The sequence below is a fragment of the Consotaella aegiceratis genome (assembly GCF_036541425.1).
In the GTDB taxonomy this organism is placed as follows: domain Bacteria; phylum Pseudomonadota; class Alphaproteobacteria; order Rhizobiales; family Rhizobiaceae; genus Consotaella; species Consotaella aegiceratis.
Genome location: NZ_JAZHFT010000009.1, coordinates 1 through 25,635, shown reverse-complemented (window position 1 = coordinate 25,635; position 25,635 = coordinate 1). Strand labels below are relative to the sequence as shown.

At 65.9% G+C, this 25,635-nt stretch carries 21 protein-coding genes and 1 tRNA gene; 14 read left to right on the top strand and 8 right to left on the bottom strand.

All coding sequences use genetic code 11. From position 1 onward, the window contains the following. Window positions 1-157: 157 nt before the first annotated feature. Together murA and SMD10_RS08455 are read right to left on the bottom strand one after the other, a co-directional pair. The gene (murA, locus tag SMD10_RS08460) at window positions 158-1,447 is read right to left on the bottom strand and encodes a UDP-N-acetylglucosamine 1-carboxyvinyltransferase (RefSeq protein WP_331685241.1); all 1,290 of its coding nucleotides are present in this window, start codon (window positions 1,445-1,447) and stop codon (window positions 158-160) included. Window positions 1,448-1,579: 132 nt separating this feature from the next. Next, window positions 1,580-1,738: a hypothetical protein gene (locus SMD10_RS08455; protein ID WP_331685240.1), complete on the bottom strand. Its 159-nt coding sequence runs from the start codon at window positions 1,736-1,738 to the stop codon at window positions 1,580-1,582. Between the two features lie 104 nt (window positions 1,739-1,842). On the opposite strand from SMD10_RS08455, the gene SMD10_RS08450 reads away from it, so the two are divergent. After that, complete coding sequence (locus tag SMD10_RS08450; protein ID WP_331685239.1) at window positions 1,843-2,211, top strand: DUF427 domain-containing protein; 369 nt, start codon at window positions 1,843-1,845, stop codon at window positions 2,209-2,211. A gap of 9 nt (window positions 2,212-2,220) precedes the next feature. Here SMD10_RS08450 and SMD10_RS08445 read toward each other — a convergent pair whose 3' ends face one another. The 5 genes from SMD10_RS08445 to SMD10_RS08425 are packed head-to-tail and all read right to left on the bottom strand — an operon-like array spanning window position 2,221 to window position 7,255. Then, on the bottom strand, window positions 2,221-3,018 hold the full coding sequence (locus tag SMD10_RS08445) for an ATP-binding cassette domain-containing protein (RefSeq protein WP_331685238.1): 798 nt from the start codon (window positions 3,016-3,018) through the stop codon (window positions 2,221-2,223). Next, a complete protein-coding gene (locus SMD10_RS08440) occupies window positions 3,015-3,809 on the bottom strand; it encodes an ABC transporter ATP-binding protein (protein ID WP_331685237.1) in 795 nt (264 codons plus the stop codon). Before SMD10_RS08440 ends, SMD10_RS08445 begins: the two co-directional genes overlap by 4 nt. After that, window positions 3,806-4,636 carry an ABC transporter permease gene (locus SMD10_RS08435; RefSeq protein WP_331685236.1) on the bottom strand — a complete coding sequence of 277 codons (831 nt, stop codon included), beginning with the start codon at window positions 4,634-4,636 and terminating at the stop codon, window positions 3,806-3,808. The genes SMD10_RS08440 and SMD10_RS08435 overlap by 4 nt, the downstream gene beginning before the upstream one ends. After that, window positions 4,633-5,619: an ABC transporter permease gene (locus tag SMD10_RS08430; protein WP_331685235.1), complete on the bottom strand. Its 987-nt coding sequence runs from the start codon at window positions 5,617-5,619 to the stop codon at window positions 4,633-4,635. The genes SMD10_RS08435 and SMD10_RS08430 overlap by 4 nt, the downstream gene beginning before the upstream one ends. A gap of 25 nt (window positions 5,620-5,644) precedes the next feature. Beyond that, window positions 5,645-7,255 carry an ABC transporter substrate-binding protein gene (locus tag SMD10_RS08425; protein WP_331685234.1) on the bottom strand — a complete coding sequence of 537 codons (1,611 nt, stop codon included), beginning with the start codon at window positions 7,253-7,255 and terminating at the stop codon, window positions 5,645-5,647. Between the two features lie 148 nt (window positions 7,256-7,403). On the opposite strand from SMD10_RS08425, the gene ppaT reads away from it, so the two are divergent. Further along, window positions 7,404-8,588, top strand: coding sequence for a pyridoxamine--pyruvate transaminase (gene ppaT, locus SMD10_RS08420; RefSeq protein WP_331685233.1), 1,185 nt, complete (start codon window positions 7,404-7,406; stop codon window positions 8,586-8,588). A gap of 71 nt (window positions 8,589-8,659) precedes the next feature. Here ppaT and xylB read toward each other — a convergent pair whose 3' ends face one another. Then, window positions 8,660-10,153 carry a xylulokinase gene (gene xylB, locus SMD10_RS08415; protein ID WP_331685232.1) on the bottom strand — a complete coding sequence of 498 codons (1,494 nt, stop codon included), beginning with the start codon at window positions 10,151-10,153 and terminating at the stop codon, window positions 8,660-8,662. A gap of 558 nt (window positions 10,154-10,711) precedes the next feature. On the opposite strand from xylB, the gene SMD10_RS08410 reads away from it, so the two are divergent. From SMD10_RS08410 to SMD10_RS08355, 12 genes are all read left to right on the top strand, one after another. Further along, complete coding sequence (locus SMD10_RS08410; protein ID WP_331685231.1) at window positions 10,712-11,656, top strand: helix-turn-helix domain-containing protein; 945 nt, start codon at window positions 10,712-10,714, stop codon at window positions 11,654-11,656. A 540-nt stretch (window positions 11,657-12,196) separates the two neighbouring features. Beyond that, window positions 12,197-13,240: an NAD(P)-dependent alcohol dehydrogenase gene (locus SMD10_RS08405; RefSeq protein ID WP_331685230.1), complete on the top strand. Its 1,044-nt coding sequence runs from the start codon at window positions 12,197-12,199 to the stop codon at window positions 13,238-13,240. Between the two features lie 179 nt (window positions 13,241-13,419). Next, window positions 13,420-14,880 carry a sugar ABC transporter ATP-binding protein gene (locus SMD10_RS08400; RefSeq protein ID WP_331685348.1) on the top strand — a complete coding sequence of 487 codons (1,461 nt, stop codon included), beginning with the start codon at window positions 13,420-13,422 and terminating at the stop codon, window positions 14,878-14,880. A 35-nt stretch (window positions 14,881-14,915) separates the two neighbouring features. Then, complete coding sequence (locus SMD10_RS08395) at window positions 14,916-15,932, top strand: ABC transporter permease (RefSeq protein WP_331685229.1); 1,017 nt, start codon at window positions 14,916-14,918, stop codon at window positions 15,930-15,932. Between the two features lie 35 nt (window positions 15,933-15,967). Next, complete coding sequence (locus tag SMD10_RS08390) at window positions 15,968-16,975, top strand: substrate-binding domain-containing protein (protein WP_331685228.1); 1,008 nt, start codon at window positions 15,968-15,970, stop codon at window positions 16,973-16,975. A gap of 522 nt (window positions 16,976-17,497) precedes the next feature. Then, a complete protein-coding gene (locus SMD10_RS08385; RefSeq protein WP_331685227.1) occupies window positions 17,498-18,565 on the top strand; it encodes a LacI family DNA-binding transcriptional regulator in 1,068 nt (355 codons plus the stop codon). Window positions 18,566-18,586: 21 nt separating this feature from the next. After that, a complete protein-coding gene (locus SMD10_RS08380) occupies window positions 18,587-19,930 on the top strand; it encodes an ABC transporter substrate-binding protein (RefSeq protein ID WP_331685226.1) in 1,344 nt (447 codons plus the stop codon). 71 nt (window positions 19,931-20,001) lie between these two features. Further along, a complete protein-coding gene (locus SMD10_RS08375) occupies window positions 20,002-21,321 on the top strand; it encodes a carbohydrate ABC transporter permease (RefSeq protein WP_331685225.1) in 1,320 nt (439 codons plus the stop codon). Window positions 21,322-21,324: 3 nt separating this feature from the next. Continuing rightward, window positions 21,325-22,551 carry a carbohydrate ABC transporter permease gene (locus tag SMD10_RS08370; protein ID WP_331685224.1) on the top strand — a complete coding sequence of 409 codons (1,227 nt, stop codon included), beginning with the start codon at window positions 21,325-21,327 and terminating at the stop codon, window positions 22,549-22,551. Window positions 22,552-22,555: 4 nt separating this feature from the next. Continuing rightward, a complete protein-coding gene (locus SMD10_RS08365; protein WP_331685223.1) occupies window positions 22,556-23,857 on the top strand; it encodes an MGH1-like glycoside hydrolase domain-containing protein in 1,302 nt (433 codons plus the stop codon). A 12-nt stretch (window positions 23,858-23,869) separates the two neighbouring features. Beyond that, window positions 23,870-24,925 (top strand): ABC transporter ATP-binding protein, encoded by a 1,056-nt coding sequence (locus tag SMD10_RS08360; RefSeq protein WP_331685222.1) that lies wholly within the window; start codon window positions 23,870-23,872, stop codon window positions 24,923-24,925. Between the two features lie 440 nt (window positions 24,926-25,365). Beyond that, a tRNA-Arg gene (locus SMD10_RS08355) sits at window positions 25,366-25,442 on the top strand. The last annotated feature ends 193 nt before the right edge of the window (window positions 25,443-25,635 follow it).

Here is a 25,635-nt window from a genome sequence, read left to right as displayed (position 1 = left end):
GACATCCGGTCCGCCAGCTCATAGAATTTCTGGCCGCGTGACAGCGCGGTCCGTTGAACTGGAAGTCAGCCTTAAATCGGCCTTCTCGACGCAAAAAGCAAGACGCTGCGGCACCGTATGGTTGCCGCAGAGCGCCATCGCCCCCGTTCCATCCATTTCATCCCGAGATGCGCTGGATGTCGGCACCGCAGGCGGAGAGTTTTTCCTCCAGGCGCTCGAAGCCGCGGTCGAGGTGGTAGACCCGGTGCACCGTGGTCTCGCCGTCGGCCACCAGACCGGCGATCACCAGCGACACCGAGGCGCGCAGGTCGGTCGCCATCACCTCCGCCCCCTTCAGCCGATCGACGCCCTCCACCCGCGCCGTCTGCCCCGACAGCGAAATGCGCGCGCCCAGCCGCGCCAGCTCCTGCACGTGCATGAAGCGGTTCTCGAAGATCGTCTCGGTGATCTCCGACACCCCGCCCGAGCGCGTCATCAGCGCCATGAACTGCGCCTGCAGGTCCGTCGGAAACCCCGGAAACGGCCGCGTCTCCACGTCCACCGCATGGATGCCGCCGCCGTTCCTGACCACCCGCAGCCCGTTCGGCGTCTCCGACACCTCGGCGCCCGCCTCGCCCAGCGCCGTCAGCGCCGAGGTCAAAAGCTCGGCCCGCGTGCCCAGAAGCTCCACGTCGCCGCCCGCCATCGCCACCGCCATCGCGTAGGTGCCCGTCTCGATGCGGTCCGGCAGAACCGGATGGCGCGCCCCCGACAGGCCCGCCACGCCCTCGATCACGATCGTCGACGTGCCCGCGCCCGAGATCTTCGCCCCCATGGCGATCAGGCAGTTCGCCAGGTCCACCACTTCGGGCTCGCGCGCGGCGTTCTCCAGAACCGTCTCGCCCTTGGCCAGCGTCGCCGCCATCATCAGCACGTGGGTGGCGCCCACCGACACCTTCGGGAACACGTAGCGGGTGCCGACGAGCCCGCCCTTGGCCTCGGCCAGCACGTAGCCGCCCTCGATCTCGATCGCCGCGCCCAGCGCCTTCAGCCCCTCGATGAACAGGTCCACCGGCCGCGTGCCGATGGCGCAGCCGCCCGGCAGCGACACCTTGGCCCGGCCCATGCGCGCCAAGAGCGGCCCGATCACCCAGAACGAGGCGCGCATCTTCGACACGAGCTCATAGGGCGCCGTCGTATCCACGATGGTGCGCGCGCAGAAATGGATGGTGCGCCCGGCGTTCGGCTCCTGCCCGGCGCGCTTGCCGCTCACCGAATAGTCGACGCCGTGATTGCCCAGGATGCGGATCAGCTGCTCCACGTCCGCCAGATGCGGCACGTTCTCCAGCGTCAGCGTGTCGTCCGTCAGAAGCGATGCGATCATCAAAGGCAACGCCGCGTTCTTCGCTCCCGATATCGGCAGCACACCTCGCAACGCACCCCCGCCCCGTATCCTGATCCGATCCATCTATCTCTTCCAGCCGTCTTCCGGGCCGCGCGCCAAACACGGCAGCCGCCGAGCCACTTATGGTCTTGTGGGCGGTTTGTCACGCAACCATGCGGCTTTTCAAAGGCGTCGGGCGGGATGGGCCGGGGTATCCTATTCCGGACGGATCAGTGCGACGATGCCGAACAGAACCAGCGCCAGGAGCGCGAGCTTCCAGAAGTCGCCCCGTTTGCGAAGCCCCGGCAAGCCGAGAGGGCGGATCAGCTGGACGGCCATCAACAGGATGAGCAGAACGGAGAAGACCTTGGTCATGGGCAGCCCTCTTAACGAAGCAAGCGGGGTTTAGCCATTCCCTCCGTGGTCGCTCGTCACCACATCCAGTGTTCTGTTCAACCGGACCGGATAGGAGAGCCAGAATGAGCTCACTTCACGGCGAAAGCGACCGCATCACCATCCATCCCCAACCGCAACGCGTGGAAGTCGACTTCCACGGCACGATGATTGCGGCGACGACAGCGGCGTTGATCCTCGAGGAGCGGGGACATGATCCCGTGCTCTATATCCCGCGCGGCGATGTGCGGATGGAGCTGTTCACGCCAACCGATCGACGCACCACCTGTCCCTGGAAAGGCGAGGCGCGCTATTGGTCCGTCGGCGCGGGAGGCCATGTCGCCGAAAACGCGGCCTGGTCCTACGAGACTCCTCTGGCTGGGGTCGGGCAGATCGCCGGGCATCTCGCCTTTTATCCTGACACGGTGACGATCCGGGTCGGTGACCAAACATAGTCGGGACGGCTACACGCCTTTTGGAAGCGGCCCGGCCGTGCGCAGTCGCGGTACGGCCGCCACCAGCGCCCGTCCCGCCTCCGAGCGCGGCGCGGCGACGATCTCCGCCGCAGGACCGCTTTCGACGATCCTACCGGCATGCATGACGGCGATGCGATGGGAGACGGCGCGCACCACCGCCAGATCGTGCGACACGAAGAGGTAGCTCAGCCCCCGCTCGGCCTGAAGATCGACCAACAGACGCAGGATCTGCTCGCGCACCGAGACGTCGAGCGCGGAAACGGCCTCGTCGAGCACGATCATCGAGGGATCGGTGGCAATGGCACGGGCGATCGCCACCCGCTGGCGCTGACCGCCGGAGATCTCGTGGATCCCACGCGACGCCAAGGAGGACGGCAGGCCGACGCGGTCGAGAAGACGCGCGATCGCGGCCGGCCGATCGCGCCGTCCGGCAAGCTTGTGAATGCGCAGTGGGTCGTCCAGCACGCCGGCCACGGTCGCCCGGGGATTGAAGGCGGCCGAAGGATCCTGAAACACCATCTGGATGTCCTTGCGCACCGCCCGCAGCGCACCGCCCTTCAGCGCCAGCAGATCGGCGCCACGCAGCCGCAGCGTGCCCGCCTCCGGCTCGACCAGCCGCATGATCACGCGCGACAGGGTCGACTTGCCGCTACCCGAGGCGCCGACGAGGCCGAGGGTCTCGCCGGGCGCGACCGACAGGCTGACACCGTCGAGCGCCGCCACGCGCCGGCCGCGGCCCGTGAAAGTCTTCGTCAGATCGGTGGCGACGAGCAGCGGCTCGCTCATGCCGGTGCCTTCAGCAAGGGTGGGCTGTCGAGCGTCAGATGGCTCGCCAGAAGCTCCGCCGTATAGGCTTGCCGCGGATGCGTGACGAGCTCTGCCGCCGGTCCCACCTCGACCAGGGCGGCGTTGCGGAACACGGCGATGCGATCGGCCAATCCCGAGGCGAGCGCGATGTCGTGGGTGACGAAGAGCAGCGTCATGCCCGTTTCGCGCACGAGATCGTCGAGAAGGGTTACGATCTCGGCCTGAACGACGACGTCGAGCGCGCTGGTCGCCTCGTCGGCGATCAGCAGTGTCGGACGGGCGGCGATCGCGGTGGCGATGGCGACGCGCTGGCGCTGGCCGCCGGAGAGTTGATGCGGATGGGCCCGAAGCAGGGCCGCCGGGTGCGGCAGGCGGACCCGATCCAACAGCTCTTTGGCACGCGCGTAGGCATCGCGCCATGACAGGCCCAGATGGCGGCGCGGCACCTCGGCGATCTGCTCGCCGATGGTCAGAACCGGGTTCAACACCGATCCGGGATCCTGGAATACGAAGCCGATGTCGCGACCGGGACGAGGCGACTTCACCGTCAGACCCGGCCAGTCGATCCGCCCCGTGCACTCGGCCGTTGTCGGCAGCAACCCGGCCAGCGCCAGCGCGAAGGTGCTCTTGCCGGAGCCGCTTTCGCCGATGATCGCCAGCCGCTCGCCCCGCCGGATGTCGAGAGTGAGACCGTCGAGCGCACGGGTTTCGCCCTCGCGGGAGCGGTAGCGAACGCCGAAATCGAGCGCCTGAACCAGAATCCCGTTCATGCGCGCGAGCGCCGCCGCGCCAACGCCTCGACGACGCCTTCGCCGAACAGGTAGGCGCCCAGCACCGCGGCCACCAAAGCCAGGCCCGGCACGATGGAAAGGGACGGCGCCGAGCGCAGGAGATTGCGTCCTTCCGCGATCATCGAACCCCAGGTGACCACATTGGGATCGCCGAAACCGAGAAACGAGAGCGCGGCCTCCACCAGGACGGCTTGCGCCACGATCACCGAGGCAAGCGCCAGCACCGGCGGCAGCGCGTTGGGCAGCACTTCTCGAAAGGCGATCTCGGCGGGATGCATGCCGATGACGCGCGCCGCCGCGACATAGTCGCGCTCGCGGATCGACAGGACTTCGGCGCGGGCGAGCCGCGCGGGGCCGGTCCAGGCACCCAGCGCGATGGCCATGACGATCACTGTCAGCGACGGGCCGAAGACGCTGACGAAGGCGAGTGCCAGCAGAAAGGCCGGTACGATCTGGAAGGCGTCGACGATGCGCATCAACGCCTCGTCGAGAAGGCCTCCGGCAAACCCCGCCAGGGTGCCGACGAGAGCGCCCAGCGCGACGGCGACGATGGCCGCCGCCAATCCCACGATCAGCGAAGCTCGCGCCCCATGCATCAGCTCGGCCAGGACGTCGCGGCCCAGCCGGTCCGTTCCGAACGGCAGGCCCGGATCGGCAAAGGGCGGCGTCAGAGGCAAACCGACGATAGCCAAGGGATCGCGCGGAAAGATCACAGGCGCAAGCAGTGCACAGGCCGCGAGCAGCACCAGCAGCGTGAAGCCCGCCGCCCCTTCCGGCGATGCGAAAAACCGGCGCGCCGCTGTCATGCTGCCTCCGTCGAACCGACGCGCGGATCGAGCACCGCATAGGCGATATCGACTGCCAGGTTGACCAGGATCACCACTAGGGCGCTGACGACGACAATGCCCATCAGGAGCGGCGCGTCGCGCCCCGCTACCGCCTCCTGCGCCAGACGGCCGAGCCCGGGGATGGCGAAGACGCTCTCGATGACGACGCTGCCGCCCAGCATGGTCGCGGCCTGAAGGCCGAGCATGGTGATCAGCGGCAGGAGCGCGTTGCGCGCCACGTGACGCACGACGATGCGGCGCCGCGACAAGCCCTTGGCGCGGGCGGAGAGCACGAAATCCTGGCGCCAGACCTCGGCCATGCCGGCCCGCATCATGCGCAGGTAGAGCGCCAGATAGATCAGCCCCAGCGCGCTGACCGGCAGCACGAGATGGCGGGCGACATCGAGCGCCCGGTCAAGGCCGTGCTTGCCGGAGGCGATCGTCTCGATACCGCTCACCGGCAGCCAACGGAGCTGCACGGAAAAGACGACGGAAAGCACCAGTCCCAGCCAGAAATTAGGGACGGCGTAGAGCGCCAGCGAACCGATCGACAAGGTGCGATCCCGCATGCTGCCGGGGCGAGCGCCGGCAACGAGCCCGAGCAGCGAGCCGAGGCTGAAGGAGAGCGCGATGGCGCTGCCCATCAGCCAGAGCGTGTTCGGCAGCCGCTCCAGAATAATGCTGCCGACCGGGCGGCTGAAAGCGACCGACCAGCCGAGATCGAGGCGCGAGAGAGAAGTCAGATAGAGCCAGAGCCGAGCCAGGGCCGACTGATCCAGCCCGTAGCTCTGGCGCAGCGCCTCGGCCATCTGCGGATCGCCGCTGCCGAGCGTGACCAGATAGGCATCCACCGCGTCGCCCGGCGCCAGTTCCATCAGAAAGAAGGTGCCGACGATGACAATCAGCAGCACCGGAATGCTGCCGATCAGCCGTTTTCGTACGAGGCGCAGGACTCGTGTCACCTCGGAGGTCATCCCTGAAGCCGGCTTACTGCGCCAGCCCCGTATCCGCCCAGTTCGACACCGCCCAGCGCGGATTGTCGGCAACGTTCAGGACCTCGGAGCGGGCGACCGTGATAAAGCCCCAATCGGCGACATTGATCAGCGGCAAATCCTCGGCCACGAGGGTCTGGAACCGGTTGAACAGTTTCGTCCGCTTCTCGGTATCGATGGTCGTATTGGCCTCCTCGATAATCGTATCGAGCTCGGCATTCTCGTAGCCGCCCTGGTTGGAGAAGGGCACGCCGGCCGGCGTGCCGCTCTGCACCAGGATGGTGGTCGAGATCGCCGGATCGCCACGGAAGACGGTCGGCGCCACCGCCAGATCGAAATCGTGGTCGGTGTAGACGGCCTGAATGTGAGCCGGCGCATCGGCATTGACGATTTCAGCGTCGATGCCGACCTCGGCCAGCGCTTGGCGCAGATAGTCGCCGAACTGGCGCGTCTCGTTGAAATAGGGAGCCGGGCGCAACTTGAGATTGAAGCGAACCCCGCCGTCGCCGCGCGGATAGCCGGCTTCGTCGAGCAGCGCATTGGCCTTGTCCGGATCAAAGTCATAGGTCGGAACGTCGGGATCGTAGAATTCCGGCGCGTTCTTCGGCACCGGTCCGGTCGCGGTCTCGGCGTAGCCGAGGAAGACCGTCTTCACCACGAAATCCTTGTCGATGGCGTGCGCGATCGCCCGGCGCACCTTCACGTCGGCGAGTTCCTGGCGGCGATGGTTGATCTCGACGATCAGCTGATAGGTCAGCGCCTCGTAGCCCTTGGAGATCACCTCGATTCCGTCGACCTGAGAGATGCGGGCGAGATCGGCCAGCGGCACGGCGGAGAAGGCGGCGAGTTGGATCTCCTCGGCTTCCAGCGCGTTGGCGGCCGCGGCACGGTCGGGCAGCACGCGATAGACGATCTCGTCGAGCTTCGGCTGCCCCTCGCCCCAATAGTCCGGGTTGCGCTCCAGCCGATAATATTCGCCGGGCTTGTACTCGGCGAACTTGAAGGGGCCGGTGCCGACCAGCTCGGTGTTGGTCGGGTTGGCCTCGATGTCGGTCCCTTCATAGAGATGCCTGGGCAGCACGCTGGTGACGACCGGCAGCGCGTTGCGCACGAGCTGCAGCGGCGTCGGCTCGGAGAAGCGGAAGATGGCGGTGAGGTCGTCGGGCGTGTCGACGGCTTCCAGGTTCGCGAACACCAGGCGCCCGAGATTCTGCAGCGGCTTCCAAACCTCCATTGCGGAAAAGGCGACGTCGGCCGAGGTGAAGGGTTCGCCGTCGTGCCAGGTGACGCCGTCGCGCAGCTTGAAGGTGACCGACCTGCCGTCCGCAGAGCCCTCCCAGCTCAGGGCGAGACGCGGCTCGAGTCCGTTCTCGCCGGAGAAGGAGGCCTCCGCCAGCGGCTCGACCACCTTGCTGGCGATGAAGAACACGCCGTTGGAGGCGACGATGGCCGGATTGAGGTTCTTCGGCTCGGAATCGGCGGCCACGATCAGGCGGCCGCCGGTCGGCACCTCCTGCGCTTTCAAGATGCGCGGCAGGGCCGTCGATGCCAGGAGGCCGGAGGCGCCGGCCAGAACAGAGCGTCGGCTGATCAGAAAACGGGACATGGCGTGCTCCGGATGGCCCCAGACGAGCGCGGGGCGTCGCGCGACAGGGAAACTTACGGCAACAGGATTGGCCGCCGCAATTGCTTTTGCACGGTCGGCTTAGGATAACACGATCGATAGAGGATCGCGGCCGCCAAAGGAGAGCCCCATGCGTTACAGGACAGGCGCGTCGCCGGTGCTGACGCTGACCACCGGGCCGGTGGATGCCTATCCGGCCGTGCTCCAGGCGCTGTCGTCGCCGGTGCTTTACGACTACGACCCTGCGTTCCAGGAGACCTATCAGCGCATTTCGGAAAAGCTGCACGGCATCGTGGCCAGCGAAACCGTGCCGGTCATCCTGCAGGGCGAGCCGGTGATCGGCCTCGAGGCAGCGGCGGCCTCGCTGATCGGCCCCGACGACGTCGTCCTCAACCTCGTTTCCGGCGTCTATGGCAAGGGGTTCGAGGCATGGGCGGCGCGCTCGGGCGCCGAGGTGGTCGAGCTGGCCGTGGCCTACGATCGGGTGCTCGACCCTACGGCGGTAAAGGCGGCGCTGGACGCTCGGCCGGACGTCACGATCGTTTCGGCCTGCCATCACGACACGCCGTCCGGCACGATCAATCCCATCGAAGCGATCGGGGACGTGGTGGCAGCGCATGGCGCGCTGTTTTTGATCGATGCGGTGTCGTCCTTCGCGGGCATGCCGATCGACGCGCGGACGGCGCAGGCCGATGTCTTCGTGACCGGGCCAAACAAATGCCTCGGCTGTCCGCCCGGCCTGACCATCCTCGGCCTCAGCCGCCGCGCCTGGGAGAAGATGAAGGCGAATCCGGCGGCGCCGCGCGCCTCCATCCTCAGCCTGCTCGACTGGGAACACGCCTGGCGGGCCGGCGAACCGTTTCCGTTCAGCCCGTCGATCGCCGAGATCAACGGACTGGAGGCGGCGATCGACCTCTATCTTGCCGAGGGGCCAGAGCAGGTCTGGCATCGCCACGCGCTGACGGCCAGGGCATGCCGGGCCGGCATCGTGGCTTTGGGGCTGGAGCTCTGGCCGGCGGACGAGCGCTTCGCCGCGCCGACGGCGACGACGATCCGCGTGCCGGAGGGCATCGAGGAAACCCGGCTGCTCGCCGAACTGCGCGACCGCTACGGTGTGGTGCTCTCCACCGGGCGCGGACCGCTCGCCGGCAAGGTGTTTCGCATTGGCCATATGGGACCGGCCGCGCAGCCGCTCCATGCGGCGGCCGTGCTGGCGGCGCTGGGTGGCGCCCTCGCCGCTCTCGGCCGTCCCGCCGACATCGGCAGAGCGGTCGTAGCAGCCATGGCGGTGATCGACGCAGATGGCGGCGATTGAGGATCGGGCGGCTGGGAGGCCGCGCGCTCAGGCGAAGGACGCGTGGCCGAGACCTCCGTTGGCCCGGCCCTTCAGGCCTCGACGCCATGCATATCGAGAAGACGCTGGCGGTAGAGCGCGAAGGCCGCATCGTAGCGTGAGCGTGCCTCGTCGCGGGCCCGCGCCGTCTTGGTTTCGTCCACCGCAATGCAGCGCTCGGTGATGGCCGAAATTTCCTCCGGCGTGCCGCGCTCCCTGCCATAGGCCCAGATCGCCTGTACCGCGCCACCGAGGCAACCGGCCTCCTCGGTGACAGGAACCACGATTTCCGCACCGGTGGCATCGGCGATCAGCTGCCGCCATTCCGGGCTCTTGGCGCCGCCGCCGACCAGGAAGATCCGCTGCGGATCGGTGTCGCCGAGAATGCGCCGCATGCCGCCGAGGACGCCGAAGCTCGTGCCCTCCACCGCGGCGCGGACGAAGTTCTCCGCCGTCATGTTGGTGTCCGTGAGGCCGAGCAGGCTGCCGCGGGCGTTTGGCAGGTCGGGTGTCCGTTCGCCGTTGAAGAACGGAAGCAGCGTGAGGCCGCCGGCGCCCGGCTGGCTGGCGGCAAGCGCCTTGCCGACATACGCGTAGCCCTGTCCGAACAGAATCGCCGCACCGCCGGTCACGTTGGTGCAGTTCATCGTGCAGATCAGCGGCAGCCAGCCACCGCTGCTGGAGCAGAACGGCGCCGCCCAGTCGGAGGGGTCGATCACCGGTGTGTCGCTGTAGGAATAGAGCGTCGCCGAAGTGCCGAGGCTCATGGTGACGATGCCTTCGCGCACGTTGCCGGTGCCGATCGCCGCCATCATGTTGTCGCCGCCACCCGCGGAAACCAGACAGCCCGTCGACAGGCCCAGCGCCTCTGCGGCTTCCCGCGTCAGCGGTCCGACGATGGAGGCGGACGAGATGAGTTCCGGCAAGGCCTGGGCCAGAAAGCCGGAGCCGCCGTCGATCGCCGCCAGAGGCTCCAAGGCCCAGCGGCGGCGCCGGATGTCGAAGAACGCGGTCCCCGAGGCATCGCCGTACTCGGCGACGCAGCGGCCGGTCAGCCAGTAGTTGAGATAGTCGTGCGGCAGCAGGATGTGGCGGATCGCCTTGAAATTCTCAGGCTCGTTCTGCCGGAGCCAGAGCAGCTTGGAGAGCGTATAGCCGGTGCGCGGCACGATACCGTAGGCCTCGATCCAGGCCTGGCGGCCGCCCAGCGTCTCGATCAGCTCGGCGTTCTGGCTCGCCGTGGACGTGTCGTTCCAGAGCTTGGCCGGGCGGATGGATCGGCCCGCCTCATCGAGCACCACCAGGCCGTGCTGCTGTCCCGAAACGCCGATCGCCTTGACCTCGGCTCCGTCGATACCGGCCTGCGCGACGGCCTCGCGCACGGCCGAGATCATCGCATCGACCCACCATGCCGGCTCCTGTTCGCGAGCCCCGGTGTCGCGTTGGATCAAGCGATGCGCGGCGCTGCCGCGGCCGCGGATTTCGCCCTTGTCGTCGACGACCAGAGCCTTGGTGCTCTGTGTGCCGCAATCGATGCCGATGAACATGATGCTCCGCCTCCCCTTCCCGGACCGCGCGTTCTCTACGGATCGGTCCAGCAACGACAGTGTACGACCGCCGCTGCGCGCGCTACGCAGCCCTTGGCAAGTGCTGTGCGTTTCTTGCGCTTTGCCGGCGCTTTGGCCCGTCGTCCGAACGACCCGACCGCCCGCCATCGGCCATCGCAACTTCGCTTCGCAGCGCTATTCACTTCGGCAGCCGGGTATCTATCCTCTTGAATTCCGAGAGGTTTCTGATCGTGTAGTCCATGCGAAGAATAGCCCGGTCCATTACAGGTCTCCGACCATGGCCAACATGAGGTCGACGATAATTTGCCGGACCGAGGGACTTGACTCACTTGCCAAGTCGCGGCTCTGGCCGCAGGATCAACACATCCAGGATTTTGCAGGGACTCGGCATCGGGAGGACGGATGTCGCTAGAGGACACACGAGCATTTTTCGACTCGACAGGAGCGGGCTCAGGCGGTGAATCCACATCGCGCCAACACCAGGACGGTTCGTCGAAGGCCGTCTTCCAGAAAGCTCTGCACGAGATTCTCGCCCCGATGGACGGTTCCTTCGAGGCCTTCTCGCACGACTACCCATTTCCCTATTCGGGCTGGCACTATCACCCCGAATACGAGATCCATTTCATCCGGAAGAGCTCCGGCTCGTATTACGTCGGGACCTACGCCGGCGATTTCGAGCCGGGCAATCTGGTGATGACCGGGCCGCACCTGCCGCACATGTGGGTCAGCACCGCCGTGGGCGAGGACTGGGACACCGCGCACGAGCAGATTCTCGACCGGGACATGGTCGTGCACTTCAGCGAGCGGTTCGCCGACACCTGCATGCATTCCTTCGAGGATTGCGGCGGGTTCCAGACGCTGCTCAACGAGGCGCATTCCGGGCTTCTGTTTTCCGCCGAAACGTCGCGGCGCGCGGGAGCGATCTTCGAGGCTCTGCTGCGGGCGCACGGCTTCGAACGGTTGGCGCTCTTCTTCCGGCTGCTTGCCGAACTGGAGGCCGACACGGGCCGCTACTGCCTGTCCTTCGCACCGCCGGGCCCGAACAGGATGGCCGGCCGGCTCAACACCATCCTCGCCTATATCGCGGAGAACTTCAGTCGCGCGGATTTGAGCTGCGCCTCGATTGCCGCGGCCCACGGCATGAGCGCCTCGGCGTTGTCGCGCGCGTTCGAGAAATACGCCAACTGTCCGTGCGTGGAGTACATCAATCGGCTTCGGGTCTATAAGGCCTGCCAGCTCCTGGCCGAAACCAAGGACCCGGTGACCACGATCTGTTACGACGTGGGTTACGACGTCCTGTCGACCTTCAACCGCAACTTCCTGCGCTTCATCGGCGCCACCCCGTCGGAATTCCGTCAACGGCGCAGCCTCGGTCTCGGCCACGAGACGCGCCCCGGCCTCAAGCCCGAGGCGATCACGGTCGGGGGCGCCAGGCTGGCGAGCGAGCGACGCACTGGCGCAGCGGCACCTCAATCGGTTTAATCGCGCCCACCCAACACGAAAAAAACGATTAGCATCTGCGCGCACCTGCGGCATGACCTGCCGACGGGGAATGTGCGATTTCTCACGGGGCGACGAGCCCGCGATAAGGTCCGGCGGATGGAGAGCGAAGCGGCGTCCAACATCAAAAGCCGCGTCGCCGGCGATACTCAACGGCTTGTGCCGCAAGAGATTTTTGCTTCGACGCATCCGACGATACGGCATCGGCCGCCCCTCCCCTCTGCAACGTGAAGGATACGCGGCATCGGCCCGCCAACAGGGCCTTCACGCTGCCGGCAGAGTCTAAACAACTGTTTTTACGACTTAAAATTCTATTCTGACGCGTCGTGCCTGCTGGATTTCTGACGGCACTCGGGGTTGCGGCCTTTGGCGTTCCCGGGCCCTGTTCGATCGTCAAAAGCTGCAATCATATTGCGCAAAAAACGCATAGCCGCCTTTTGGCCGACGCGAGACAATTAACAAGAAGTCGGAATTCACATTTTCCGAAGCAACTTTCAGCGCAAACAAGGGGAGGTCGGCGCCATGAGAGTAACCGGTGTCGTTCTCGAGCGGCCACGCAGCCTTTCAATTCGGGATATCGAAGTACCTTGGCCGTCCGAGCCGGGGCCGAACGAGGTCCTCATCGACGTCAATACAGTCGGCATCTGCGGCAGCGACGTCCACTATTACGAGTTCGGCAATATCGGCGACTTCGTCGTCAAGGAACCGATGATCCTCGGGCACGAGGCATCGGGCACGGTCCGGCAGGTCGGCTCCGCGGTCAAGCATCTCAGTGTCGGCGATCGCGTCTGCATGGAGCCGGGCATTCCCGACTTCGCTTCGGTCGAGACGCTGAAGGGCATGTACAATCTCGATCCCTCGGTCCGCTTCTGGGCGACGCCGCCGATCCACGGCTGCCTGACGCCGCAGATCGTTCATCCGGCCGCGCTCACCTACCGTCTGCCAGACAGCGTCAGCTTCGCCGAGGGCGCCCTCGTCGAGCCGCTGGCGATCGGCGTCTACGCCTCCAAGAAGGCGCAGATCCAGCCCGGCGACATCGCCATCGTCACCGGGGCCGGCACGATCGGCATGATGGTTGTCTTTTCGGCGCTCGCCGCCGGCTGCGCGGAGATCATTGTCAGCGACTTCGCCACCGCGAAGCTGGCGCTGCTCTCCGGCAGGCCGGAGATTACCGTCGTCGATCTCAACACGGACAATCTGGCTGAGGTGGTGGCGGAGCGCACCAACGGGCGCGGCGCCGACGTCTTCTTCGAGGCCAGCGGCAGCACCAAGCCCTTCGAGACCATGTTCAAGCTGGTGGCACCGGGTGGCCGGGTGGTGCTGGTCGGCATGCCGGCCGAGATGCCCGCCTTCGACGTGGTTGCGCTCGAGGTCAAGGAAATCTCGCTCACCGGTACGTTCCGCTACGCCAATGTCTGGGATCGCACGCTCAATCTCCTGGGCAGCGGCAAGATCGACGTCAAGGCGCTGATCAGCGAGACCTACCCCTTCGAAAGGTCGATCGAAGCCTTCGAGCGGGCTGCCGAGCACCGCCCGCAGGACGTGAAGATCCAGATCGCGCTCTAGGCCGACTCGATCCCATACCAAGGCCGAGGGAGCCGGCGGGAGACGTCCGGTTCCCGATGAAGATCCGAGCAGACGAACCTGGCCGTCGCATCCGACGCGCCTGACCTTGGTCTTTTGCATTCTGCCCACCCGTTCCGCCGACTTGGGAGGAGAACGCCGTGCCAGATCCAATCCTGTCGATGTCGCACATCCGCAAGAGCTTCGGCGGCGTGCACGCGCTCGTCGACGGCAATCTCGAACTGGAACGCGGGCGCATTCATGCCTTGTGCGGCGGCAACGGCGCCGGAAAGTCGACGATCCTGTCCATCCTGATGGGCTTCTACGAACCCGATGCCGGCGAGATCCGCCTCGATGGCCGCGTCGTGCATTTCCATTCGCCACATCAGGCGCTGTCCGCCGGCATCGCCATCGTGCAGCAGGAATTGAGCGGCATTCCGCATCTGACGGTGGCCGAAAACATCTTTCTCGGCGAAGAGCCGCGCAAAGGCGCCTTCGTCGACTTCAAGACACTCTACCGACAGGCGGGCGAACTGTTGTCCTCGCTCGGCTTCGCCATCGATCCGAGAGCGCGCCTCGACACGCTGACGGTCGCCTCCCAGCAGCTCATCGAGATCGCCAAGGCCCTGTCGCGGCACGACGCCCAGATCGTCATCTTCGACGAGCCGACATCGGCGATCGGCGAAAAGGACGCCGAGCGTTTGTTCGAGGTGCTGCGTGACCTGGCGGCGGCGGGCAAGGCCGTCGTCTACGTGACGCATCGCCTCGCCGAAATCTTCCAGATCGCCGACGACTACACGGTCTTTCAGGACGGCGCGCGGGTCGCGACGGGCCAGGTGGCCGACATCAATCGCGAGAAGCTCATCGAGATGATGATCGGCGGCGCCATCGAAGGCGAATTCGTCAAGGAAAATGCGCCGACCGCCGAACCCGTCCTCGAACTGCGGAACCTCAACCGCGCGCCGTGGTTCGCGGATGTCGGCCTGACGCTTCATGCCGGCGAGATCCTGGGTATCTATGGCCTGGTCGGGTCCGGCCGCAGCGAGATGCTGGATACGATCTACGGCCTTGAAGAGCCGGATGACGGCGAGGTGCTGGTTCGCGGCAGCCTGTTGCCGCCCGGCCGGGTCAAGCAGGCGCTGGCCGCCGGCATTTCCTACGTCACCGAAGATCGCAAGCGCAGCGGCCTAGTGCTCAGCGCCTCGGTCGGCGACAATCTCTCGTTGTCGCAATTGCCGCATCTGCAGTCGTTCGGCTTCGTCAATCGCCGCGCCGAACGCAGCCTGATCCAGAACGCGATCTCCAACATGCGCATCAAGACGCCGAGCCCGTCGCAGCTCGTGCGCAACCTGTCGGGCGGCAATCAGCAAAAGGTCGTCTTCGGACGCTGTACTGCCGGCGGGCCGAAGATCCTGCTGCTGGACGAGCCGACGCGCGGCGTCGACGTCGGCGCCAAGAAAGAAATCTACCGGTTCATCTCCAACTTCGCCCGATCCGGCGGCGCGGTGCTGATGGTCTCCTCCGAACTCGACGAGATCATCGGCATGAGCGATCGCGTCGTGGTGATCCGGCAAGGGCACACCATTGCGGAGTTCCCACGGGAGATGGCCGATCAGAAGTCCCTGATGATGGCGGCACTTTGATGGACCGAGCACCAGTCGTTCGCGGAGGAGGAGCAATGCAACCCAGCACCCGGAGCACCACCAATCCCCTTGCGATGCGCGAATATGGCATCGTCTTCGCCTTCATCGGCCTGTGCATCTTCGTCGGCGTGCTGTGCCAGTTGAAGGTGGTGCAGGGCGCCTGGCCGCAGAATGCCTTCCTCACCTTCAACAATCTGATGCTGATCCTGCACCAGATCTCGGTGAACGGCATTCTGGCGGTGGGCATGACGTTCGTCGTCATCTCCGGCGGCATCGACCTGTCGGTCGGCTCGGTGCTGGCCTTCTCCGGCATGATGGCGGCCTCGTTCGCCACCCGCTCGACGGGGGTGACGGCCTGGGCGGGCACATACGGGATGATCGTCCCGCTGATCGTCGCCCTCGTCGTCGGATCGGCCTGCGGCGCGCTCAACGGATGGATCGTCAGCCGCTTCAAGATCCAGGCCTTCATCGCCACGCTGGGCATGCTGATGGCGGCGCGCGGCTTCACCATGGCGGTCACCGACGGCAACCCGATCTCAGCGCTGTCGCCGGACTTCCGCTGGTTCGGCACCGGCAAGCTGTTCGACGCGCTGCCGATGCCCGCCGTGATCCTCGGCCTGGTCTTCCTGGTCGCGTGGATCCTGCTCAACAAGACCGTGTTCGGGCGCTATGTCTACGCCGTCGGCGGCAACGAGAAGAGCGCGCGGACCTCCGGCATCAACACCAAGGCCATCCTGATCTGGGTCTACGTCCTGTCCGGCCTTCTCGCCGGGCTGGCGGGGGTGATCCTGACGGCCAAGACCGGCTCGGCGCAGACCGCCGCCGGCACGTCCTACGAACTGGACGCCATCGCGGCCGTCGTCATCGGAGGCGCCAGCCTGTCGGGCGGCATCGGCCGGCTGACCGGCACCTTCTTCGGCGCCCTCATCATCGGCGTGATGAACAACGGCCTCGATATCCTCGGGGTCGAGAGCTTCTACCAGCTCATCATCAAGGGAAGCCTGATCGTCTTCGCCGTCATCCTCGACCCGTCGAGGAGGCTGACGGCCTGACCCTTAACGCATGCAAAACCAGGAGGAGAATGACCATGAAAAAGCTTGCTGCGTCGCTGATGCTGTCGTCGCTGTTGATGTCGGGAGCGGCATTCGCCCAGGACAATCCGCAAAAGGTGCGGATCGCGTTCCTGATGTACGGCAACAAGGCAGAATTCGTGCAGCTGATGGAGCGCTATGCCAAGGAGCATCCGGCCGTGAAGGACGGGCTCGCCGACATCACGCTCTTCGACGGCCGCTATGACGCCTCGGTCCAGAACGACCAGGGTCAGATGGCGATCAACACCGGCTACGACGCCATCATCATCAACCCGATGGACTTCGAGGCCAATATCGACGTGGTGACCAACGCCAACGACGCCGGTATTCCGATCGTCGTCACCAACGCCCGCCTGAACACCCAGGACATGCTGTCGGAGGTCGTCTCCGACGACGTCGAGGGCGGCTATCTGGAAGCCAAGGCGGTACTCGGCCAGCTCGGTTGCAAGGGCAACGTCGTCATCATCGAAGGCCCGATCGGCGGCTCCGGCGAGATCGAGCGCGGCCAGGGCAACGAACGCGCCATCTCCGAATGCCCGGAAGGCGCCGTCAAGGTGCTGGAGCGCAAGACCGCAAACTGGTCGCGCGCCGAAGCTCTCGACCTGATGCAGAACTGGCTCAGCAAGTATCCCGACCAGATCGACGGCGTCATCGGTCAGAACGACGAGATGGCGCTCGGCGCGATCGAGGCGATCAAGGCCGCCGGCTATGAGGTCAGCGACTTCGCCATCGCCGGCATCGACGGCGTCACCGATGCGCTGCGGGCGGTCAAGGCCGGCGAGATGACCTCGATCCTGCAGGACGCCCGGGGCCAGGCCCAGGGCTCGATCGACGTCGCGCTCAAGGCGGTGCTCGGCGACGATTATCAGCCGATGTCCGACATCTGGGAGCAGTACAAAGGCGACCTGGAATGGAGCGACGGCCAGACCAAGCGCTACGACATCCCGTGGACAATCGTGACCGCCGACAACGTCGACGCGCTGCTGAAGGACCGCGGCTACTGAGAAGGCGACCGGAAAGGAGCGGAGGAGACCCGCCGACGGCCATCGGGTCTTCTCGTTCCTGCAGCGAATCCGAGCTCTCCACGTTTCTTCCGAGGCGTGGACGACGGTCTCCCCGGAAAACGAGGCGGGCGTGCCATGCGCCCGCCTCGTTCTCGATTCAGGGGCGGCAGGAAGCGCGACGATACCCGCGCCAGATGCGACCGGCCGCGACGGCCGAACTGACTTCGCCATGGATCGCGGAAGCCAGCAGAAGGCCGATCGGCGTCTTCAGCACCCGACTTTGCCGGACCCGATCGCCCTCTTGAGACCTCGCGGCCGGCGTGCTCGACGGCGGCTCGGCCAGCCGAGCGAGCTCCTCCGGCCTCATCTCTTTCCCGGAGAACGGACGACAGCGGATTTGACAGCTCTGCCGAGCAGCGCTAGCTTCTTCCTACCGAAAGCGCTTTCGGTGCCCAATTGGCGACATTTAGACAAGTCAGAGGGCAAGGGTGAGGATATCGGCGCTTCGGAAGGGAGGATGACGTGGCGGCCAAGCTGTTGCAGCCGAGACCCACGAAGAAGACCGTCTCGATCGCCCGTCTCGCGGCGCATCTCGGCCTTTCGGAAGGCACCGTTTCGCGTGCCCTCAACAACTATCCCGACATCTCCAGAACCACGCGAGAACGTGTCGCCAGGGTGGCGCGGGAGCTCGGCTATCGACCGTCCTCGACGGCACGGCGTTTGGCGCGCGGCGTGGTCGAAACCGTCGGTTTCGTCCTTCCAGGGCGCGCCGGCCATGTCTCCGCGCCCTTTCTCGCCGAGTTTCTCGACGGCATCGCCAGCGAACTCGCCCTCTACGATTGGGACGTCATCGTCGCGGCCGTCCCGGAGGGGCATGAAGGACGCGACGTGGTGGAGCGCCTGATCCGATCGGGCAAGGTCGGCGGCTTCGTGCTCACCCGCACGCGCCGAAGCGATTCGCGCGTCGCCTATCTCAAGCAGGAGGGCGTGCCCTTCGTCCTCTATGGCCGCACCGACGCGTGCGACGACTGCGTCTTTCTCGACGTCGACAACGAGAAGGCCTTCGTCGATGCCGTCAATCACCTTCATGGCCTGGGGCACCGACGCATCGCCCATCTGGCCGGCGATCTCTCCTACACTTACGCCCATCTGCGCCGACGGGGCTATCGAGCCGCCATGGCGGCACTCGGGCTGGATATCCCGGACGGCTACATCGTGGACGGCGTCGTCGACGCGGCCTCGTCCGACAGCGCGACGACCGGACTGCTGGCGCTGCCCAACCCTCCGACGGCGATCCTGGGCGTTACGGACGAGGTGGCGCTGGGCGCCATGCGGGCGATTGCCCGCGCCGGCTTGAAAGTCGGCCGAGACATCTCGGTGATGGGTTACGACGGCCTGCCCATCGGCCTTGCCGCCGAACCGCCGCTGACCACGATGAGCCAGTCGAGCGCCGACGCCGGTCGTCATGTCGCGCACATGATCAAGGCGCTCATCGAAGACGGCACTCTCGAGGAGCCGCGAGTGCTCTGGGAAGCCAAGCTCACGCCTCGGGCCTCGACGTCCCGCCCGCCGGCCGAAGAACCGACCTGACATCATCATAGGGAGGAAAATATGATGACACGAACCCAGACCTTGTTTGCGACCTCGCTCGCCGCATTGCTGATGTCCTCGGCACTCGCCAATGCGCAGCTTCGGATGTGGACCACCGAGGAGCAGCCCGACCGCTTGGCCAAGCAGGAGGAACTGGCCGCCGAGTTCGAGAAGAAGACCGGAACCGCGGTGGAGGTGATCCCGGTCACAGAAAGCGAACTGGGCACCCGCGCTACCGCCGCTTTCGCCGCCGGCGACCTGCCGGACATCATCTATCACCCGCAGCAGCACGCCCTGCCCTGGGCGGAAGCCGGCATTCTCGACGTGGAGGCGGCGAACCAGATCGTCGAGGACCTCGGCCGCGACACCTTCGCGCCCGGCGCGCTGGCCTTCGCAGACTTCGAGGGCGAGACGGCCTCAGTGCCGGTCGACGGCTGGACCCAGATGGTGCTCTACCGCTCGGATCTGTTCGAGGAGGCTGGGCTGGAGCCGCCGACGACCTACGAGGCGGTCGGCAAGGCCATCGAAGCCCTGCACAACCCGCCCGAGATGTACGGTTTCGTCGCCGCCACCAAGGTCGACGAAACCTATATGAGCCAGATGCTGGAGCACATCTTCCTGGCGAACGGCGTCAGCCCGGTGAAGCAGGATGGCTCGACCGGCTTCGAGATGGAGCCGACGGTAGAGGCCCTGGAGTTCTACAAGGCGCTCGCCGAGGCCTCGCCTCCCGGCGATCTCTACTGGCAGCAGTCGCGCGAGCTCTACTTCGCCGGCCACGCGGCGATGATCATCTGGTCGCCGTTCATTCTCGATGAACTGGCCGGCCTGCGCGACTCCAACCCGCCGACGATCAACGACGATCCAACTTCGACGGAACTTGCCGGCAAGACCGGCGTCGTCACGACGCTGGCCGGTCCGGCCAATCCCGATGGGGCGGCCTGGGCCGATATCCGCTATCTCGGCATCACCATGGACGCCGATACCGATCCGGCCTCGGAGTTCGTGAAATTCTCGCTCAGCGACGGCTACGAGAAGACCCTGTCGATCGCCCCGGAAGGCAAGTTCCCGGTGCGCCGCGGCACCGAGGAAGAGCCCGATAAGTACACCAAGCTGTGGGCGACGCTCCCTGTCGGCGTCGACCGCAAGGCGCCGTTGGGCGAACTCTATCCCCAGGAGGTCGTCGACAAGATCACCTCGGGCCTCGAAACGGCCGGGCGTTGGGGCGCCACCGAAAATCAGCTGGCGCTGGCCTCGCGCATCGTCAACTCCAACGCCATCAACCGCCTGGTGCGCGAATATCTCGACGGCGAGCGCGACGCCGAAGCCACCGTCGAGGCGATGAACGCGGCGATCGCGGACATGTAGGCGTCCTCCCACGCCTGAGGCCGGGGAGCCCGTCTCCCCGGCCTCCCCGCCGGAACAAGGGAGAGACCCCAATGACTGCGACCGACATGGTGCCCGCGCAGCCGGATCCCGAAGCGGTGCTGGCGAAGAGGCGGCGCCTCGGACCGATGGCGCGCGGAGAGGCGCGCCTGGCGATGGCGATGCTGCTGCCGACCTTCTTCATCGTCTTCGCCATCGTGCTCCTGCCGCTCATCGCCAATTTCTGGATTTCGGTGAAGCCGGTCCGGCTGGACGATCTACGGCCCGCATCCCCCGTGGTCTCCGAACGGCCGCGCGGCGACATGGACGTCGCCGGCGGGCCCTTCACCATCGAATACCGGCTGCGCAACACCTCGCGCGACGACCCGATCGCCGACGTCAGCCTCACCGACACCCTGCCAAAGGGCCTATCCGTCCAGTCGGCGGACGAGCGCTGCGCGGTGGATGGGCGCGACATTGCCTGCGAACTCGGCGACTATGAGCCGGGCTTCCGCGAGACGGTCGAACTCCAGGTGGTTCCCGACGAAGCGTTCGCCGCCAGCCCCGTCTCGCCGCGCGACAGCGAACCGGTGATGGCGGGCACCGCCCCCAACGTGCTGACCAATTTCCACTTCACGCTGGAGAACTTCGCGCGCATCTTCGATTCCGCCGAATTCTGGGGCGTCCTCTGGGTCACCCTGACCTACACGATCATCGGCACGCTCGGAGCCTTGGTCCTCGGCCTGTTCGCGGCCCAGCTCCTCAACACCGAATTCTTCGGGCGCTCCTGGCTGCGCGGGCTATTTCTGTTTCCCTATGTGGCGCCGGTGATCGCCGTCGCCTTCACCTGGGTGGTGCTGCTCGACCCCTTCTCGGGCACCTTCAATGCCATTTTGCAGCGCATGGCGCTGACCGACCACGGCATCAACTTCTTCGGCCAGCGCGCCGTGGAATTGAACCTCTTCGGATTGACTGTGAACTTTCCGCTGGCGCTGTCCTCGGTGATCGCCTTCGAAGCCTGGCGTTATTTTCCGCTGTCCTTCCTGTTCATCCTGGCACGGATGCAGTCGATCTCGACGGAGATGTACGAGGCGGCGGAGGTCGACGGGGCCTCGCCCTTCCAGGTGTTCTGGCACATCTCCCTGCCGCAGCTTCTGGGGATTCTCTCGACCCTCTTCCTGCTGCGCTTCATCTGGACCTTCAACAAGTTCGACGACATCTTCCTGCTCACCGGCGGGGCGGCGGGCACCCGCACGCTGACGGTGTCGGTCTATGAACAGGGCTTCGCGCTCGCCAATCTCGGCGCGGGCGCGGCGGTGGCCGTGGTCGTCTTCCTATTCCTGCTGGCCTTTGCCATGGCCTATTTCCGCTTCGTCCATCAGGAGGAGGGCTGAGCCATGACACTTGGTATCGGGCTCATATTGGCCGCCGCGTCCGGCGCTCTCTGGGGAACGATGGCGATCGTCATCGCCGGCATTCTCCTGAGCCTCGTCACCGGTCTGGCGGCGACGCCCGTCGTGCTGGCCGGCGCGGTGGCGGGCGCGGCAAGCGCCGTCGTTCTCGTTCTTTACGAGCCGGGCACCCGCACCGGCGCCTCCTTGATCGGCGCCTTCTTCGCGGCCGTGGCCGGGCTGTTGCTCGTCTCCTTCGCCGCGCCCTTCTCGATCGATCTCGGCCAGGTCTTGCCGGTTCAGGTGGTCGCCATCGTTCTCGTCTGCGGTGCCGTTTCATTGGCCAACCGCATCACGCTCAGGGGTCTGGGCGCCGGGCGGCTCAGCCGCTACCGCATCGAGGTGATGCTGTCGCGGGTGCTGAAAGGTTTCGGCTTCGTCTTCTTCACGGTGATCGTCGCCCTGCCCTTCTACGTCATGGTGATGACCAGCCTGAAGAACCAGCAGGCCCTGCTCCTCAACCCGCTGGACCTGTCGATCGACCTCTCACAGGGGACCAGCCTCTTCGAGAGCTACACGCTGCTCTTCACGCAGTTCAATTTCGGTCGCTTCCTGCTGGTCTCGACCATCGTCTCGGTCATCACCGTCGTCATCACCCTGCTCTTCTCGATCCCCGGAGCCTATGCGGTGGCGCGGCTGCGCTTTCGCGGCCGGGCGACGATGACGCGGTCGATCCTGCTGATCTACATGGTCCCGGCCATCGTGCTGGTGATCCCGCTCTATGCCGTGTTCTCCCAGTTCGGACTGCGCAACAGCCTGCTCGGCCTGCTGATCGTCTATCCGGCCACGACCGTGCCGGTCGCCCTCTACATGCTCCAGGGCTACTTCCAGGGTCTGCCACCCGAGCTGGAGGAAGCCGGACTGATGGACGGGCTGTCGCGGCTCGGCGTGATCCTGAAGATCACCCTGCCGCTGTCGCTGCCAGCGCTCGCCTCGGTCGCGCTCTATGTCTTCATGATCGCCTGGAACGAGTTCCTCTTCGCCTTCATGTTCCTGGATGATCCCAACATCTTCACCTTGCCGCGCGGCGTCGTCTCGCTGAACTCCTCGGAGGTGCCGCGGCAGATCCTGATGGCCGGCGCGGTGGTCGCGACGGTGCCGATTCTCGTGATTTTCCTGTGGTTCGAGCGCTTCCTGGTGCAGGGGCTCACCGCGGGCAGCGTCAAAGGATGAGCTGATGACCGATCCCTCCGACACCGTCGATGCTGCGGACGTGGGCGCTCTCGACGACAAAGCGAGGGCGATCCTTCGCCAGAACGATCAGGGCGACTACACCGTGCCGACCAAGGGGCTCTATCCCTTCCAGTGGAACTGGGATTCCGCGCTGGTGGCGCTCGGCTTCGCCACCTTCGACATGGACCGCGCGCTGAGAGAGATCGAAACGCTGCTCGCGGCGCAATGGGCCGACGGAATGGTGCCGCATATCGTCTTCTGGCAGGACGACACCGGCTATTTTCCCGGCCATGGCGAATGGGGCACGGCGGTCAGCCCACCGACGTCGGGCATCACTCAGCCACCCGTGGCCGCGAGCGTACTCATCCGGCTCCACCAAATGGGTGGCGAGGTCGAGCGCGTCCGCCGGCTTCTCGTGAAGCTGGACCGCTGGCACCGCTGGTTCGCCGAGGCACGCGATCCGGACGGCCGCGGCCTGGTTGCCATCATCCATCCCTGGGAAAGCGGACGCGACAACCTGCCGGACTGGGACCGGCCGCTGTCTTATGTCGACACGTCGAAGGTCGGCACCTATCAGCGCCGCGACACCCAGCACGTCGACGCCGCCCAGCGCCCGCTCAAGGCCGAGTACGACAAATACATGGCGCTCGTACAGTTCGGCCGCGACCATGGATGGAACGCCGAGGCCATCGCCAGCGGCAACCCGTTCTGGGTCGCCGATGTCGGAATGAACGCAATACTGCTGCGGGCGGAGCGCGATCTCGCGACCCTCGCCACCGCGCTCGGCGAAGCCGTGATCGCCGATGCGGCGACGGAGCGCGCCGAGCGCCTGGCGGCCGGATTGGAGACACTGTGGCACGATGAGCTGGGCGGCTATGTCTCGCTCGACCTTCGCCATGGCGACAAGGCCGACACGCTGTCGGCCGGAACGTTCCTGCCGCTTTATGGCGGCGGCATCGCGCCCGGCCGCGCGGCCGCTTTGGTCGCGACCCTGCGGGACTGGCGCGACAAGGTCGCCTATCTGGTGCCGAGCTACGATCCAAACGTCGAACGCTTCGACCCCGTCCGCTACTGGCGCGGGCCGGTGTGGGCCATCGTCAACTTCATGGTCGCGCGCGGGCTGGCCGATGCCGGGTACGGCGAGTTGGCCGAGGACGTGCGCGCCGACACCGCGCGCCTGATCGCACAATCGGGCTTCGCCGAATACTTCAGCGCAACCACGGGCGAACTCTGTGGCGGCAAGGACTTTTCCTGGACCGCCGCCATGTGGCTCGCCTTTGCCTCGCCCAGCGCATCGGCGGAATAAGGGAGGACGCATATGGGACGCATCGACCTCAAGGACGTGCGCAAATCGTTCGGCGCCGTGGAAATCATCAAGGGCGTCGATCTTTCCGTCGAGGAAGGCGAGTTCGTCATCTTCGTCGGCCCCTCCGGCTGCGGAAAGTCCACGCTTCTGCGCTTGATTTCCGGGCTCGAGGAAGCCACCGACGGCCACATCCTGATCGATGGCGACGACGTCACCGGCAAGCCGCCCGCCGAGCGCGGCCTGTCCATGGTGTTCCAGTCCTACGCTCTTTATCCGCACAAGACGGTGCGCGAGAACATGGGCTTCGGCCTGCAGGTGGCGCGGACGCCCAAGACTGAGATCGCCGAGCGTGTTCAGAGTGCGGCCGCAGTCCTGAAGCTCGAGGAGCTCTTGGACCGGCGCCCCAAGGAGCTGTCGGGCGGCCAACGCCAGCGCGTCGCCATCGGCCGCTCGATCGTGCGCGAGCCGCGCGCCTTCCTGTTCGACGAGCCGCTCAGCAATCTCGACGCCGCGCTTCGCGTCGAGATGCGCCTGGAGATCGCCAAGCTGCACCAGCGCCTGAAGGCGACGATGATCTACGTCACCCATGACCAGGTGGAGGCGATGACCCTGGCCGACCGGATCGTCGTCCTGCAAAAGGGCCGGATCGAGCAGGTGGGCTCGCCGATCGAACTCTATCAGAAGCCGGCGAACCTGTTCGTCGCGCAGTTCATCGGCTCGCCCAAGATGAACGTCGTGCCGTGCCGAGGGACGGCGGGCGCCGTGTCGTTTTCGGGCGGCGGGTCCTTTCCCCTAGCTCGCGCCACGCCGGAGGCCATCCACTTCGGCGTCCGCCCCGAGCACATCCGGCTCGTCGAAGCCGGCGCCGGCTCCATCGATGGAGTCATCGACGTCATCGAGCGGCTTGGCTCCGACACCTACGCCTATGTCCAGGCCGGCGATCTGGGGCTGATCACCGTGCGTATCGTCGGACACGCGGCCCTTCGGCCCGAGGAGCGGGTCGGCCTCGCCTTCGATCCCGAAGCCGTCCACATCTTCAGCGCCGACGGTCAGGCGATCGCAGGCTGATCCGACCGTCCGGACGGAGGCGGCAGCGCCCCTCAGCCGCCAAGGACTCCCGATCGACGTCCAAACCAGAGGGCCGGCCGGCTGCCAGAAACGCCGCAGCCCATCCCGCCACGCACCGCTTTGGAGCGGTTGGACGGGATCAAGAAAGCGTATCCCGTGTCGAGGCCGTCGACAACGAGTCTTGCCTGTCATGCGGCAATCGGCTAGCAAGGGCCTCTGTGTTTGGGACCGGTCGGGGCGTCGAGCCATTCGAGCGGTCTTGCACCCGTAGCTCAGCTGGATAGAGCGCTGCCCTCCGAAGGCGGATGTCAAGTTTGGCGATGGCTGGTGGCGCTGGAAAAAGGAAGTGACTAAACAACGGTTTGGGCGAATGTCGGGTTCGCTCTTCAGACCGACCAAAATATCGCGTAAGCATGGCGTAAGCATCTCGCGAACGGTATGCACCCGTAGCTCAGCTGGATAGAGTGTCGCCCTCCGAAGGCGAAGGTCACAGGTTCGAATCCTGTCGGGTGCGCCATTTCCCTCAATAAATCAATACGCTAGCGCCTTGTGCCAACTCGAGCTGGGTGCTTACGCGGGAATTTGTCGTCCGTGAAGAAGGCTGATCAAGCCGCCTGGGCAGACTCGGTCGGGGTGATGGGCGCCAGGAGAGCGGCTTTGATGAAGGCGATAAAAAGCCAGAGCCAGGCGAGGAGCCGTCGGAAGTTGTA

Excerpts from the sequence above, each read along its gene's own strand:
- SMD10_RS08370 (WP_331685224.1), top strand. The coding sequence starts at position 21,325 with ATGACACTTGGTATCGGGCTCATATTGGCCGCCGCGTCCGGCGCTCTC.
- SMD10_RS08445 (WP_331685238.1), bottom strand. The coding sequence starts at position 3,018 with ATGAGCGAGCCGCTGCTCGTCGCCACCGATCTGACGAAGACTTTCACG.
- SMD10_RS08395 (WP_331685229.1), top strand. The coding sequence starts at position 14,916 with ATGCAACCCAGCACCCGGAGCACCACCAATCCCCTTGCGATGCGCGAA.
- ppaT (WP_331685233.1), top strand. The coding sequence starts at position 7,404 with ATGCGTTACAGGACAGGCGCGTCGCCGGTGCTGACGCTGACCACCGGG.
- murA (WP_331685241.1), bottom strand. The coding sequence starts at position 1,447 with ATGGATCGGATCAGGATACGGGGCGGGGGTGCGTTGCGAGGTGTGCTG.
- SMD10_RS08375 (WP_331685225.1), top strand. The coding sequence starts at position 20,002 with ATGACTGCGACCGACATGGTGCCCGCGCAGCCGGATCCCGAAGCGGTG.
- SMD10_RS08410 (WP_331685231.1), top strand. The coding sequence starts at position 10,712 with ATGGACGGTTCCTTCGAGGCCTTCTCGCACGACTACCCATTTCCCTAT.
- SMD10_RS08450 (WP_331685239.1), top strand. The coding sequence starts at position 1,843 with ATGAGCTCACTTCACGGCGAAAGCGACCGCATCACCATCCATCCCCAA.
- SMD10_RS08435 (WP_331685236.1), bottom strand. The coding sequence starts at position 4,636 with ATGACAGCGGCGCGCCGGTTTTTCGCATCGCCGGAAGGGGCGGCGGGC.
- SMD10_RS08440 (WP_331685237.1), bottom strand. The coding sequence starts at position 3,809 with ATGAACGGGATTCTGGTTCAGGCGCTCGATTTCGGCGTTCGCTACCGC.
- SMD10_RS08360 (WP_331685222.1), top strand. The coding sequence starts at position 23,870 with ATGGGACGCATCGACCTCAAGGACGTGCGCAAATCGTTCGGCGCCGTG.
- SMD10_RS08365 (WP_331685223.1), top strand. The coding sequence starts at position 22,556 with ATGACCGATCCCTCCGACACCGTCGATGCTGCGGACGTGGGCGCTCTC.
- SMD10_RS08400 (WP_331685348.1), top strand. The coding sequence starts at position 13,420 with ATGTCGCACATCCGCAAGAGCTTCGGCGGCGTGCACGCGCTCGTCGAC.
- SMD10_RS08455 (WP_331685240.1), bottom strand. The coding sequence starts at position 1,738 with ATGACCAAGGTCTTCTCCGTTCTGCTCATCCTGTTGATGGCCGTCCAG.
- xylB (WP_331685232.1), bottom strand. The coding sequence starts at position 10,153 with ATGTTCATCGGCATCGATTGCGGCACACAGAGCACCAAGGCTCTGGTC.
- SMD10_RS08425 (WP_331685234.1), bottom strand. The coding sequence starts at position 7,255 with ATGTCCCGTTTTCTGATCAGCCGACGCTCTGTTCTGGCCGGCGCCTCC.
- SMD10_RS08380 (WP_331685226.1), top strand. The coding sequence starts at position 18,587 with ATGATGACACGAACCCAGACCTTGTTTGCGACCTCGCTCGCCGCATTG.
- SMD10_RS08405 (WP_331685230.1), top strand. The coding sequence starts at position 12,197 with ATGAGAGTAACCGGTGTCGTTCTCGAGCGGCCACGCAGCCTTTCAATT.
- SMD10_RS08390 (WP_331685228.1), top strand. The coding sequence starts at position 15,968 with ATGAAAAAGCTTGCTGCGTCGCTGATGCTGTCGTCGCTGTTGATGTCG.